Source organism: Veillonella sp. CHU740 (assembly GCF_003992055.1).
GTDB lineage: Bacteria > Bacillota > Negativicutes > Veillonellales > Veillonellaceae > F0422.
Window position 1 is genome coordinate 113,393 of the sequence record NZ_RQVD01000001.1, and the last position, 13,805, is coordinate 127,197.

The 13,805-nt window shown below is 39.1% G+C and carries 11 protein-coding genes and 3 tRNA genes; 2 read left to right on the top strand and 12 right to left on the bottom strand.

Going from position 1 to position 13,805, the window contains the following annotated elements:
• Positions 1 to 138: 138 nt before the first annotated feature.
• Positions 139 to 2,418, bottom strand: a complete 2,280-nt coding sequence (gene metE / locus EO115_RS00490; protein WP_126937039.1) for a 5-methyltetrahydropteroyltriglutamate--homocysteine S-methyltransferase — start codon at positions 2,416 to 2,418, stop codon at positions 139 to 141.
• 348 nt (positions 2,419 to 2,766) lie between these two features.
• Between metE and EO115_RS00495 the strand changes: the two genes are divergently transcribed.
• The gene (locus EO115_RS00495; protein WP_126937040.1) at positions 2,767 to 3,474 is read left to right on the top strand and encodes a nicotinamide mononucleotide transporter; all 708 of its coding nucleotides are present in this window, start codon (positions 2,767 to 2,769) and stop codon (positions 3,472 to 3,474) included.
• Between the two features lie 87 nt (positions 3,475 to 3,561).
• Here the strand turns inward: EO115_RS00495 and EO115_RS00500 are convergent, their stop codons facing one another.
• The gene (locus EO115_RS00500) at positions 3,562 to 3,825 is read right to left on the bottom strand and encodes a hypothetical protein (RefSeq protein ID WP_126937041.1); all 264 of its coding nucleotides are present in this window, start codon (positions 3,823 to 3,825) and stop codon (positions 3,562 to 3,564) included.
• Positions 3,826 to 4,060: 235 nt separating this feature from the next.
• On the opposite strand from EO115_RS00500, the gene EO115_RS00505 reads away from it, so the two are divergent.
• Positions 4,061 to 4,798, top strand: a complete 738-nt coding sequence (locus EO115_RS00505) for a type II toxin-antitoxin system PemK/MazF family toxin (RefSeq protein ID WP_126937042.1) — start codon at positions 4,061 to 4,063, stop codon at positions 4,796 to 4,798.
• 526 nt (positions 4,799 to 5,324) lie between these two features.
• Here EO115_RS00505 and EO115_RS00510 read toward each other — a convergent pair.
• The 10 genes from EO115_RS00510 to EO115_RS00555 form a co-directional block, all read right to left on the bottom strand.
• A tRNA-Arg gene (locus EO115_RS00510) sits at positions 5,325 to 5,401 on the bottom strand.
• A gap of 103 nt (positions 5,402 to 5,504) precedes the next feature.
• Positions 5,505 to 5,578 (bottom strand) — tRNA-Gly (locus EO115_RS00515).
• Positions 5,579 to 5,589: 11 nt separating this feature from the next.
• Positions 5,590 to 5,666, bottom strand: a tRNA-Pro gene (locus EO115_RS00520).
• Between the two features lie 286 nt (positions 5,667 to 5,952).
• Positions 5,953 to 8,112 carry a hypothetical protein gene (locus tag EO115_RS00525; protein ID WP_126937043.1) on the bottom strand — a complete coding sequence of 720 codons (2,160 nt, stop codon included), beginning with the start codon at positions 8,110 to 8,112 and terminating at the stop codon, positions 5,953 to 5,955.
• Positions 8,113 to 8,128: 16 nt separating this feature from the next.
• Positions 8,129 to 8,362: a DUF4911 domain-containing protein gene (locus EO115_RS00530; RefSeq protein ID WP_126937044.1), complete on the bottom strand. Its 234-nt coding sequence runs from the start codon at positions 8,360 to 8,362 to the stop codon at positions 8,129 to 8,131.
• A 21-nt stretch (positions 8,363 to 8,383) separates the two neighbouring features.
• Positions 8,384 to 9,613, bottom strand: a complete 1,230-nt coding sequence (locus EO115_RS00535; protein WP_126937045.1) for a U32 family peptidase — start codon at positions 9,611 to 9,613, stop codon at positions 8,384 to 8,386.
• Positions 9,606 to 10,214 (bottom strand): O-methyltransferase, encoded by a 609-nt coding sequence (locus EO115_RS00540; RefSeq protein ID WP_126937046.1) that lies wholly within the window; start codon positions 10,212 to 10,214, stop codon positions 9,606 to 9,608. Before EO115_RS00540 ends, EO115_RS00535 begins: the two co-directional genes overlap by 8 nt.
• Positions 10,204 to 11,211, bottom strand: a complete 1,008-nt coding sequence (gene mltG, locus EO115_RS00545; protein ID WP_126937047.1) for an endolytic transglycosylase MltG — start codon at positions 11,209 to 11,211, stop codon at positions 10,204 to 10,206. Before mltG ends, EO115_RS00540 begins: the two co-directional genes overlap by 11 nt.
• A 123-nt stretch (positions 11,212 to 11,334) precedes the next feature.
• On the bottom strand, positions 11,335 to 13,464 hold the full coding sequence (locus EO115_RS00550) for a DUF4261 domain-containing protein (RefSeq protein WP_164724010.1): 2,130 nt from the start codon (positions 13,462 to 13,464) through the stop codon (positions 11,335 to 11,337).
• Between the two features lie 66 nt (positions 13,465 to 13,530).
• Positions 13,531 to 13,803, bottom strand: a complete 273-nt coding sequence (locus EO115_RS00555) for a DUF1292 domain-containing protein (protein ID WP_126937049.1) — start codon at positions 13,801 to 13,803, stop codon at positions 13,531 to 13,533.
• Positions 13,804 to 13,805 lie beyond the last annotated feature (2 nt).

The window sequence follows — 13,805 nt, forward strand, 5'->3', positions numbered from 1 at the left end:
TAGATTAAATATTTTTTCAGTCTCCATTATGACCGCTTGTATAGGTTTACTGTCTCTATACCGACTATTATGTATCTTTATGTTAATCTTCATTGTGCGAATTGTCAATATCTTTAATAAGCCTGACAAAATATAGTCTTATGACTTGCGCAACTCTGCTCGAATTTCTTGTACTGCTTGTACCATGTGTTGTAAGCTAGCTACTGTTTCTGTTTCGCCACGTGTTTTGAGTCCGCAATCTGGGTTTATCCATACATGTTCTACCGGGATTTTTGAAACGATCAAGCGTATCACATCTTTGATTTCTTCTACGCTTGGTACTCGTGGAGAGTGGATATCGTATACGCCAGGGCCTACTTCGGTTTGGAAGTTATTTTCCAATAAGGCATCTAGCAATGTCAGCTTGGATCGTGACGCTTCAAAGGTAATCACGTCTGCATCCATGGCATCGATTTCAGAAATAATATCTTCAAACTCGCTATAGCACATATGCGTATGAATTTGCGTTTCCACTTTCACTTTCGCATGGCATAGACGGAATGCTTTGATGGCAAAATCTAAGTAATCGCTATACCAGTCCGCACGGCGCAATGGCAACTTTTCACGAAGGGCCGCTTCATCGATTTGAATGATGCGAATACCTGCCGCTTCTAGGTCAAGTACTTCTTCACGAATAGCCAAGCCGATTTGGTACATCATTTCTTTCGTAGAAATGTCTTCACGAGGGAAGGACCAATTCAAAATTGTCACAGGGCCTGTCAACATGCCTTTTACTTGTTTATCTGTCAAGCTGCTAGCATACGCATTATAATCCGTGGTGATTGCTTGTTTTCGTTTGATATCACCGAACACGATTGGCGGTTTTACGCCACGTGTGCCGTAGGACTGTACCCACGCATTGGATGTAAACACATAACCATCTAAGTTTTCCCCGAAAAATTCCACCATGTCATTGCGCTCGAACTCGCCATGCACTAGTACATCTAAACCGATGTCTTCTTGCAATTTGATGCAGTCTTTGATGAACTCTTTCGCTTTCGCACGATATTCCGTTTCAGAAATCTCACCTTGACGATACAATTTTCGATTTTCTTTTACGGCCTTTGTTTGTGGGAAGGAGCCAATCGTTGTGGTCGGCAACAATGGCAATTGAAAAATAATTTTTTGCGCCGCTTGACGTTCTTTGATATTTTGTGGACGGTTGAAATCTTCTTCTACCAAGGCTGCTACTGCTTGTTGCACGCTTTCATCCGTACGAAGTTCGGACTTTGCAAACAATGCTTGATTCGCTTGGAATGCTTCTTCAGACCTATACGCTGAAAGCTCTGCTAGGTCGGTGATTTCTTTCAATTCCCCTAGTTTTTCATAGGCGAATGAAAAATGTTGTAATACCTCTTGTGAAAGTTTCGGCTCGTTCGCCACCGTATATGGCACATGTAGCAAGGAGCAGGATGTGCTAAGCACCACATCGATGCCAGCTCCTTTTAATGCATCTACCTTTGCCAACACTTTTTTATAGTCGGTACGCCAAATATTTTTACCATTTACTAAGCCCGCAAAGAGCTGTTTACCTTTCGGGAATCCATAAGATTTCAGTAAAGATTCTGTTTGCTTGCCCTCGATAAAGTCTAAACCAATACCGTCAAAGTCAAGACCTGTTACTACTTCATAGGCATCACGGATATCTCCGAAGTAGGTTTGCAATAATACGTATAAGCCTTGTTTTTGTGGAAGTAATCTTTCATAGATACGGCTGAACAATGCTACGTCCGCTTCGGTAAGATCGTACACCAAATACGGCTCGTCTAGCTGAATCCAGGATACTCCTTCCTCCTTGGCCGCCTTGAATATGTCCGCATAAGCTGCGATTACGTCGTCCACCACATCGTTGATGCCCTTGCTACCTCTGAAATCTGCTAATTGCAAGAATGTGAAAGGCCCCACCAAGACAGGTTTCGTGTCGATAGCTAAAGACTTCGCCTGACGATAGCCCTCTAGGAACGCTGTGGAACGCAGTTGCAAGTTCACATCATCGTCGATTTCTGGCACTAAGTAGTGATAATTCGTGTTGAACCATTTCTTCATAGAGAAAGCTTTCACATCGCCCTTCTCACCTTGGTAACCACGAGCCGCCGCAAAGTACGTATCTACCTCACCTAACCCTAGGTCTAGATAGCGTTTAGGAATTGCATTCAACGTGAAAGCTGTATCCAGCACGCCATCGTATAAGGAATAGTCATTGGATGGAATAAAGTCTGCCCCAGCTGCCTGTTGCACCTTCCATTGCACCTCTCGTTGTTCTTTCACAACCTTCGTCAAATCCTCTAGGCTCACATCGCCACGGAAATAAGATTCAGTAATAAATTTTAACTCTCGTTTCGCCCCAATACGTGGGAATCCAGTTACAGAATATTTCATATATACAACACCTCCATAGTGTACATCGATAAGTATCAATCTGATGTCTATACTATACTCCTTAGGTAGGGATTTGTATAATATGTATAAAAGATAGTGGGTTATAGGTAAAAGTTATAATTCTCTTATTTTGGTAATGCTTCTGTAATAATGGGATCTATAAAATTTTCTATCCATACGATTTGTGATTTCCTTATCAACTGTGATATGATTAAACATATAGTAAAATTTATATTTTTTCTTTTAAGAGTGTAAAACTATAGTACTTTTCATATGACCCAAGATTTCTAATACGTCTAACAATACAACATTCCTAAAAGAACATATCTCCTTAGAAAGGATTCTCCCATGCAACAGTATTTAAAACAGTTTGCTACTTCAAAATGGTTTGATGCCATTGGCGTTATACTGGTTGTTAGTATCGCTATCTCCGCTGGATATCTTAATACTCGACTTGAAAAGTATGTCGATTGGGGCCCTTGGACTGCCTTAGTTCCGTTCGGTATTATTTCTGTCATCAATGTTGGCATTTCCATGTTATCTACACGATTTACAGGAAAATTAAGCAACTGGGGAAATTATCTGGGTATTGTAAACACAATTCTCTCTGGCGTAATAGACTTTATACTAGGAAATAAAGCAGCTATTATTACCTATCCTATTACATTTTTCATCTATACATTTGCTATCAAAAAATGGAAAGACTCTCATGAAGGCATCCCTAACACGATGACTGCATCCCAAAAATATCTAATAGGCACTATCATCACTATCGTTGCTTTTACCATATCAAGTGTAGCAAATTACGTCGGATTTAATGGGCATATGAATTTCTTATCAACACTAACAACGATCGTATTTGCCTTCTCACTCATTGCCAACCTATTCAACGCTTTGAAATTAGATACACAATGGCCATTTTGGATGGTGTATAATATCGTTCAACTATTGAAAGCTTTCACCCAAGGCAACTTTGCAAACGTAGGAAAATACATATTCTATATCATCAACGCCATCGGGGCCTTGTTATTCTGGAAAGACAAAGATCAAGCGTAATTGTTTCTATATATCGAATACAAAAGCGGATAGCTCAGCTTGAGCCATCCGCTTTTGAATTTATATTCTGTAAAATATTGTATGCCTTTAGGGTTTTGTAACTAAAATACTATGCACAATCCCTGAACCATCTACTTGGACAACACATTTAGTTCCATCCCTATATATATATGTATAATTTGTAACTCCATATCTAGGTAAATATTGAATGTCAGCAATCATAGTTACCATTTCATCTGGATGAAAGTACTCACCTCTCGTAGCATGATCATAATGTGACGTATTATAAGCTGAAGCAATCGAACTTGCCATTACTAATATCGTTGTTAATAGTATGTTTTTAATTTTCATCAATATCTCCCCCTAAAAAAAAATATTATAAATACATTATATAATCAGATCCCTAAGATTACAAATTCATTTAATTTATAATGTTAGTAGGAATTTTTATAAATTCTCCTGTATTATAAATTTCATTTATGTTAATATTAATCATATAGAATAATTTTTAACTCTTTTATAAAAATTATTTTTGGATTATAAAATGTATTAAGATGTTCTATTATTTCAATCAAGGAGGTATCATATGGATTTAAAAGACCCTAAAAATATTCTTGATTTTATTAAAGTACAAAAATCCGTCTTATATGAATATATACGTTATATAAAACATCTTATGAAAACAAACTATAAAAAATCAGCTATTCTAGTATACTGGCTAAAAGATTATTTGCGATATATAAAAAACGAAAAAACATTTAACCCACGTCAGCTGATAAATTATAAACATGGTCAAATTGTATTTGTTAATTTCGGTTTTAGAGTTGGACAAGAATTAGGTGGATTACATTATGCAATAGTATTAGATATAAAGAATAGCAAATCTAGCTCCACGTTAACAGTAATACCATTAAGAAGTAAAAAAGATAAAGATACAACATACCAAAAAACGCATATGGTTTCATTATCTACAATATTACCCACTTTACTATTCGACAAATCTTTACATATGATTGATACTGTAAATGCCAAAGTTCTAAAGATAACAAATAAATATACAAGCAATGAAATCAAGTCTAACAAAATACTTAAGAGTAAACTTAAAATTCTTCAAAAGCAACATAATGATGCAAATGCAATTTTAACCTATCTTAATAATTTAAAATCTGAAAGCCTTGCCGATATAGGGCAAATCACTACTATCAGCAAGCAAAGAATAAAAAATCCAGTTCGTAATGATGATCCATTAGCTAATGTAATTATACCTGATAATTTAATGAAAATGCTCGAAGAAAAAATACAATTTTTATATTTTGGTTGCTAAAAGTAGTTGCCTATGATAGTATATAAATACGAGGTAGCAATAAGCTATCAACCAAATCACGAGTAACCATTAAGGTTACACTAGGCATATATAACTCATTCTTTCTTAATAGTCTGGTTACTTTTATGATACCGCATGAGTTTATATATGCCTATTTTATTATAAACTAGAATTCTACTAACTACTCTTTATATGCGTAGTCACACATTTGACAAAGAGCAGAAACTACTCAATTTTACAAAAAAGCGGATAGCTCAATCTGAACTATCCGCCTATTTACTTGGTGATCCAGGAGGAATACGTAATCGACTTAGTGCGCTAGGAGCATAGCGACGCAGAGAACTTAGCGATAGCATCCCTGCCATACAAAAAGGATCCTACATCAAGTAGAATCCTTCGTACTCTGGTGATCCAGGAGGGATACGTAAGCAACTTAGGTCTCTAGGAACGCAGTGACGCGGAGACCTTAGTGCGTCGATCCCTCCAACATAAAAAGGATTCTAGAAAACATAGAATCCTTTGTTAGTGGTGATCCAGGAGGGATTCGAACCCCCGACCCACGGCTTAGAAGGCCGTTGCTCTATCCAACTGAGCTACTGAACCATATGTAGTTATGCCATGTTATTTTACTGTAAATAATAAAATAACCCATCACATAGACATTGTCTCTGTATGGGAACGTATTAAATACAATAACATGTATAAGTGGAGCGGGTGAAGGGAATCGAACCCTCGCAACCAGCTTGGAAGGCTGGGGCTCTACCATTGAGCTACACCCGCACATAAGAAAATGGTCGGAGCAGCAGGATTCGAACCTGCGACCCCCTGGTCCCAAGCCAGGTGCGCTACCAAACTGCGCTATGCCCCGATATCTTCTATCCATAGTAACGATCCATCTTAACTGTCCTTGGGAAACACCGTTTCGCTACCGTTTGTTACTTACTGTAACAACAAATATATAATATCATATCCCCCACATCTATGCAAGTATTTTTTTATAATTTATTAAACTTTTTTCTAAGGTTAATTGTATAATGAAATTGAACAATTAACCGATTTTTTTCTAATAAACCGCTATACAATATCATTGTTCTATCGACAATGCATCTAAGCAAAAAGGACACCGATCATGGCAGTGTCCTCTTTCTTAAATATTAGTATTCATCTATTTCATCAGCATCGCCCACATAGATTTGTAGAGTCTGTGCATCTTCTGCATGTATACTTTTAGCAATCCGAACTGTATACTTGGTTTCCTCATCAATCGTCAATGTATCTCCATCTTGTACATCCGATTCCAAAGATAGGACAACCGCTGCAATTGCACGCACAGAAGCACACATCTCTTCAATCTCCCAAGGATAATGCAGCAATTCAATATTGAATTTTCCATAAGATTCCATACCTGTTGTATGTCCAGATACAGTACCATCTTCTTCAAACTCGAAATCCACCCAAATCATATTTCCCACAGGCAATTCATCATGGCGCAATTTGTCAGTTTCTGCAATATACGCCATAGGCTCATACACAAGTCCATTTGTATAGATACCTACTGCGTCGCCTTGTTGACTAACTACTGAAAGTAACTTCATCAGCAACGCTTCTTGTGCCATACGATCACTAGGACCATCTACAATACTGATAGCCACATGATTTGTATGACCTGTGACAGCGCCCATAGCATCGTCCCATAGGTAGTTTTTCATCGCCGCTCCTTCGGCTATGATGGATGGCATAGGAAATGGAAAAGGCACGATAACAACTTTATAGTCATCAATGAGTAAGAAGTGTGCTTCTTCTAATTCATCTTCCGTGATAGACTGTATATCTTTTCGAGCCATAGCCGCACGTACTTGTACGCCTTCTGGGCTTGTTACAGAGGAAATATCCCACAGTGTAAGCAAATCTTTTTTAAACCGCGGGAAGTTGAAACTATCATTCTCTAGCATGACCATCCCCATACAGCCTCGTTTACCGATTGTTGGTGGCTCTACATGCTCCAACACTTTGTCTGTAAGACTAGCCATAGCGCTAATCAATAAACGATTCACATCATCATTGATATCAATTGTATCTAAATCAATGGATAATGACTTTTCCATCACCACTTGCACTACATGGTCTACAAAGGCATCTAAACCATTTTGTAACAACTGTAACAAGAATCGATTAAAGGATGGGGCTACTACTTCTAATGCTTGACTTTCACCATCATATAATAGTATTTGTCCCACATGACCTTGCTTCGTTGGATGATAGTCGATATACAGCCGAGATGCCTCAGGCCCCTTGCCTGTGACTGCCAACAAGCAAGCATCCCACTGACTAGTACGAGCACGTACTTGCTTAGGTTTAGCTACAGACAACGCCATTTGTAATACGTCTAAATCTTCTACCCTATGAGCCATCATTTCCTTAGCTGATAAAGAGTAAAACTTTCTCCCTTCATGGATATACATGGGGAAAGGAACCTGCAAAGACGTAAATTGTTTTCCCAAGGTTCCGTCCAGCATATTTAGAAAATACGTCACTCCTTCTGGTGTGTGGGGATACTTGCGCAGTAACTGCATCCAGTCATTAGGCGTAATGGCTTTCCATTCCTTTTGAATTTCTTTCCACAATTCTAAAGTCATAGATCTGTATACACGGCATACTTCAGACATATATCGTTCTTGTACTGTCATGCCGGAATCGACCACTTCAATGTTCGCTGTTTGACCAAAACGGCTGCGGTCTAGGAAGGAACGAACTATTTCCATCGCCATATCTAGATCTGCCACGTAATAAAAGTAGGAAGCTATACCATCTGGTACACTCATATAGGTGGAACTCACTACATTAATTCCATCTAATGCATCAGAAATTTTCCTATCCAATCGAGTAAACTCACTTCTGGATATTGGCTTCTCTTGTGCCATATCAAAATTAACACGAATGTGATGCAATGTTCCTACTTCGGCTATCATATGTTCATCGAAATACAATTTAGACCCGTATGGCAAGGCGATTTCTTCCAACGCTTCTGCGACTACCGGTATCAAAGTAGGATCACCATCCATAGAGAAGCGGATAATACAATAGTCGATTTCTCCATTGTCTAGATATACACTTTCACCTTCTTCTACGGTCCCTACATGTTCTAATTGATAGCGCATCAACGTTTCTAATGATTTACGGCAATCATCATCGAATTTAGCTGGAATATGTAGGGTATAGCGATATCTCTGTCCGTTGCCATCGCCCTTTTTACTACTAGTATCCAACTCCTCATCGTAATCTATACCAATACTTTCATAATTTTTACGTCCCATGTATATCTCCCTTTACTCATTCTATTGTATCTAGCAAAGTAACGGATACGGGCAAAGATTGTAAGATTTCCTTCGCCAGTTCTCGCGTCGATTCTGTGGTACGGATCATACAAAGTCCCTCTGTATTCACCGTCGTCATAACTCCTACATATTCATAGCCTTCCAAAATACGATTCACATAATTGGTTTGGCTTCGGTCAATCTGAAAGTACACATACTGCGGATCATAGGCAATTGCTTGTGTTTGCATACTCTGCCTCCTTAGAACCTATTATTTCTTTGTTTCACGGCGCATCATAGAGAATTCTTCCAATGGTGTGTCGATATACAAGCGCAATTTCATTTGTGCATGTTTAGCTACATCGATGTCATTGCCATCTTCATCAGTCATGCGTTTAATGACATGTTTTACCAATGGTCCATGCGGCTGACAGAATTCTACCTCTTCCCCTACTTTAAAGTTATTACGTTGTTCCATGTAGGCATAGCCTTCTTCCGCATTGTATCCTTCTACAAGGCCAATGAAATCATGGGTTTGCGTATTGGAAGATTTACCATAGTTTTGCGCTTCTTCACCTGGTTTTTCCATAGCAAAAGCTTCTGTATAAGGACGATGGGAAATTTTCTCTAACTCTGCATACCATTCGTCACGTACGTACCAGTCATCGCCCTCTTCTAGGAATGCATCGATGGCCTCACGATACACTTTGGAGACTGTAGCGGCATAGTGAACAGACTTCATACGGCCTTCGATTTTCAAGCTATCTACACCCGCTTTATACAATTCTGGAATGTATTTCAACAAGCACAAATCTTTAGAGTTAAAGATATATGTACCATGTTCATCTTCTTCGATTGGATAGTATTCACCTGGCCGATTTTCTTCTACTAAGTTATATTTCCAGCGGCACGCCTGTGTACAAGCACCACGGTTTGCATCACGATTTGTCATATAATTACTCAACAAACAACGACCGGAGTAAGAAATACACATCGCTCCATGTACGAAGGCTTCGATTTCCACATCTGCCTTTTCACGCATTGTTTTGATGTCTTCAATACTTACTTCACGGGCTACAACGACACGAGCCGCACCTTGTTCTTTCCAGAATTCCGTCGTCAAGTAGTTTGTTGTATTCGCCTGCGTACTCACATGCAATTCTAAGCTAGGAGCTACCCGTTTTGCCAATAAGAAAATACCTAAATCTGCTACGATGATAGCATCTACCTTAATGCTTTCCAAGAATTTCAAATAGTCTTCTAGGCCTGTTAAGTCCTCGTTATGAGGAATGATGTTACAAGTCACATAGATTTTTTTGCCATGACTATGTACAAACTCCACAGCCTCTTTCAGTTGATCATTATCAAAGTTTGAACTAGCCGCACGTAACCCGAAGGCACGACCTGCACAGTATACTGCATCCGCTCCATAGCGAATGGCCATTTTTAATTTATCCATATTGCCAGCAGGTGCTAACAATTCCATATGTCGTTTACTCATGATGATGTCCTTTCCAAACACTGACACTCATTCCATCCCCCATAGGATAGATGGTGGTGTTGTATTTATCTTTTTGTTCTACATATTCTAAATAGTGTTGTAATCGTTTCACGATGGTCTTAAATCGACGAGGTGGCTCTTTACCGCCTCGTACATAATCGCGAAACAGTACATTATCTGCTAGTACTACAGCCCCATCAGACAGTTTTGGTTCTATGATTTCCAATTGTTTTAAATATTGACCTTTAGGGCCATCTAAAAACACTAGGTCAAAGGGCCCTTCTATAGTATCTACTAGTTCTGTTGCATCTCCCTGCAGCAAAGTCATCCGGTCTGCATAGTCCGACTGCGAAATAAAATGTTTTGCCATACCATGACGTATGTCATCTAGTTCAATAGAAATCAGCTGACCTTCTTTATCCATATGTTTTGCCAATAGCAATGAAGAATAGCCTATGGCTGTCCCTACTTCTAATACTCGTTTTGGCTTGTACAGACCGATTAAATCTTCAAACAGTTCTACTTCCGATTCTCGTAAAATAGGTACATCATGCAACAATGCATAGATTCGTTGTTCATTTAAAATATCTTTAATTTTCATAAATTTGATCCACTATTTTTAAATGTTCTTCATAGGTTTTACTAAAATGATGATGCCCCTCTTTGTCTGCTACAAAGAATAAATAGTCTGTAGTTGGTGCATACAATACTGCTTCCATCGATTTCAATCCAGGATTTGCAATCGGTCCTGGAGGCAACCCTTTGTGCAAGTATGTATTATAAGGGCTCTCTAATTTTGTATCTTCAATGGTAATCAACGGTTTTGGATAGCCTAGAATATATTGAATACTAGCACACGATTCGAGTGGCATACCCTCTTTCAAACGTTGGCGGAATACAGCTGCGATAATAGGACGATCTTCATCAAATTTTGCCTCTTTTTCTACCAATGATGCCAAGGTGATAAACTCAAAAATTGTCATGCCTTGAGCTTCAATATCTTGACGCATTTTAGGCGTTAATTGACGATTCATTTCATCGGCCATCATCTTCATCACATCTGCCGCAGTACTACCTACAGGCACTTCATAGGTGCTAGGAAATAAGAAGCCCTCTACACGATAAGTTACTGGCTTTGGTCCGTACATGTATAAATACGGAGAGTATAGTTTTCCTTGCTCCATGAACGCAGCCTGCGTATCGATGCCTTGTTCTTCAATGCGCTTTCCAATTTCACCAATCGTAAAGCCTTCTGGAATGGTTAAGGTAATACTTTGAATCTTGCCTTTTTGCAATCGGTCAATAATTTCTTTCAAACTAGAATGATGCGGAATTTGATACGGTCCATGTTGCAACGTATCCATAGCACCTGTCAATCGCAGTGCTGCCCGGAATACTGTTGGGGATACTATCAATCCTTTTTCATATAATGCCTCGCCTATTTCCGCCCCTGTTTGGTTTTCACTAATGACGATGGTTTCCACATCATCCTTAGAACCTCCCGTCCAAGGAATATAATATAGGCCTGCTAGTGCACTCAGTACCACCACTAAAATGATACTAAGACTTATCCATGTGTATTTTATATATCGTTTCACAGCAATCTCCTTTTCAATGAATACTATATTATACCATTTTAGGAGTATATATAGCAATTTTTCTATATATATCTGTTTGTACAACAAAAGGGGCTGTTACTATTCTACAACCCCTTTCATTATTTATTCTTCTTCACTTGTATCAAAGAAAATTTGTATACTTTGCAATCCATCTGCATGGACTGGTTCATCGATATGAACTATCAGTTGTTCTTCCTCTGTTCTACCCACAGAATCACCGTCTGTTAACTCTTTGCCAGATACCAGTATATAATTCGCCACGCTAAGGATATAATTACAGGCACGCTCTGGATCCCATGGACAATGCAAGAATTCCACATTGAGTTGGTCGAACTCTTCCATACCACTAGTATACAAAGATATGGTTCCATCTTCTTCAAAATCGATATCAACCCACACTAGGTTCACCATAGGCAACACATCATCTCGTAGATTCTCTGTTTCTTTGTAGTACATGTCTGCTTCATAGAGAACGTCATTTGTATAGATAGCTGTAGCTCCAGTTTGCTCTGTGGCTACTGAAAGTAATTTCGCTAATAAGATTCCTTCTTCTAATGGTTTGCCAGGTCCTTCTACAATACTAATCGCCACATGGCTTGTGTGTTGGATTACAGCATCCAATGCATCGTCCCAAAGATAATTACGAGTAGCCCCTTGCATAACAATTTCTATCGGCATGGCATAGGAAAATGGTGCTACCATTACTTTATAGTCATCAATGACTAGGAAGTATGCCTCCTCCATCTCCTCTTCTTCGACGGTATCCACATCTTTTGTGGTAACGGCTGCACGGACTTTCATCCCCTCTGGACCCGTTACGGAAATAATATCCCATTGAGCGAGCAAATCCTTTTTAAATTGCTCCACATCAAAGGTAGCATTTTCTAACAATACCATGCCCATACATCCACGTCTGCCAATCACGGGGCCCATACCATGTTCCAAGATAGAGCCAATGTCATCTCCTATGGTACTTTCAGCTAGCATAACCATAGTACTCATCAGGAGCTGATTATCATCGCTGTCAAGGTCCAATACTTCTACATTCAAATTCATGATGTGTTCCATAACGCTTTCTAGAATGGAATCCGCTAAATTATCAGACATTTCATCCATAATCTCTAACAAGGCATGACTAAAAGACGGCCCCAACACCTCTAGCATATGCGTGTCCCCATCGTAATAGAGCACTTGTCCTACATGACCAGATTTTGTCGGGTTATAGTCAATGTAAAGTCGCGATGCCTCTTCCCCTTCCCCAGTAGTTGCAAACAGGCACAAATTTCTCTGTTTAGAAGGCGCTCGTACTTGTGACGGTTTTACATCAGGTCCCAGTATATCCATGTTCATCACATCTCGCCCATGAAGATCAAATTCTAACATTTGACGTGCTGATAGCAAGTAGAATCGTTTGCCTTCATAGAGGAACATTGGGAATGTGACCTTCATAGAGGTATATTTCTGTTGGTACGTACCATTCACAATATTAAGCAAGAAACTAAGCCCTTCCGGCGTATCTGGATAGCGGCGCAACAATTGTATCCACTCTCGGGAAGAGATGCCTTTCCACTCATTTTTAATCGCAGACCACAAATCAGGCACTACCCCACGATAGATGCTATATATATCTGTCATAAACCGTTCATGAATCGTAAGCCCCGAGTCTACCACATCGATAGTAGCTCCTTTTCCTAGCGTACTTCTATGAAGATATTTCTCAATGGTGCTCACTGCAAGGTCCTTATCGGCTACATAATACGCAAAGATAGCCACTCCCTCTGGAATACGTAGTGTGGGATCACTGACAACGTTATTTTCTTTCAAGGCCCTAGAAATTTTTGTATCCAATCGTTTGAACTGTTTCGCATCTCCTAATGACGCATCCAACACAACATAGATATGATGTAAATTGCCTAATTCTGCAATAACATTTCCATTTTGATATAACTTAGCACCATAAGGTATACCCGCTTCTCTCAAACAGAGGAGTATTTCCTCTACGAATTCATCTCCTTCATCCATGGAAAAGCGAAGTACGCAATGGTCAATGACACCATTTTCTTTATACACCGATTCCCCTTTATGCACAGTCCCTATATCTTCTAACATATCCTCCATCAACGTTTCTAATGACTCTCGCATTACCTCGTTAAATTGGGCGGGAATATATAGTTCATACTGAATTTGTTTGTTCTTTTCTTCTGTTGCCATATCTCTTAATTCTCCACTCATACATAGCATACGAAAAAGGCTGTAACTAACTGTCCTTCGACAATCTGTTACAGCCCTCCTGACTGATTAGTCCATTTCTTCGTACAATTTGATCACTGCATCGAATTCTTCATCAGTTGGAGCAACGTAAACTTGTTCTCCTTCTTCGTCATCAATGCGTGCGATAATTACTTCTGGCTCATCATGTTCTGTTTCTTCTTCTGGTGGAAGAGATACTAAAATGGCAAATGCTTTTCCATCATGTTGAATCAACATTTCTTCTTCATAATATCTTTCTTCTCCATTTTCGTCTTCAATTACGATAACAGAAACTTCACCTTCATACCCTTGCTCGATCATAG

Excerpts from the sequence above, each read along its gene's own strand:
- EO115_RS00500 (WP_126937041.1), bottom strand. The coding sequence starts at position 3,825 with ATGAAAATTAAAAACATACTATTAACAACGATATTAGTAATGGCAAGT.
- metE (WP_126937039.1), bottom strand. The coding sequence starts at position 2,418 with ATGAAATATTCTGTAACTGGATTCCCACGTATTGGGGCGAAACGAGAG.
- EO115_RS00555 (WP_126937049.1), bottom strand. The coding sequence starts at position 13,803 with ATGATCGAGCAAGGGTATGAAGGTGAAGTTTCTGTTATCGTAATTGAA.
- EO115_RS00535 (WP_126937045.1), bottom strand. The coding sequence starts at position 9,613 with ATGAGTAAACGACATATGGAATTGTTAGCACCTGCTGGCAATATGGAT.
- EO115_RS00540 (WP_126937046.1), bottom strand. The coding sequence starts at position 10,214 with ATGAAAATTAAAGATATTTTAAATGAACAACGAATCTATGCATTGTTG.
- EO115_RS00525 (WP_126937043.1), bottom strand. The coding sequence starts at position 8,112 with ATGGGACGTAAAAATTATGAAAGTATTGGTATAGATTACGATGAGGAG.
- EO115_RS00550 (WP_164724010.1), bottom strand. The coding sequence starts at position 13,464 with ATGAGTGGAGAATTAAGAGATATGGCAACAGAAGAAAAGAACAAACAA.
- EO115_RS00530 (WP_126937044.1), bottom strand. The coding sequence starts at position 8,362 with ATGCAAACACAAGCAATTGCCTATGATCCGCAGTATGTGTACTTTCAG.
- EO115_RS00495 (WP_126937040.1), top strand. The coding sequence starts at position 2,767 with ATGCAACAGTATTTAAAACAGTTTGCTACTTCAAAATGGTTTGATGCC.
- EO115_RS00505 (WP_126937042.1), top strand. The coding sequence starts at position 4,061 with ATGGATTTAAAAGACCCTAAAAATATTCTTGATTTTATTAAAGTACAA.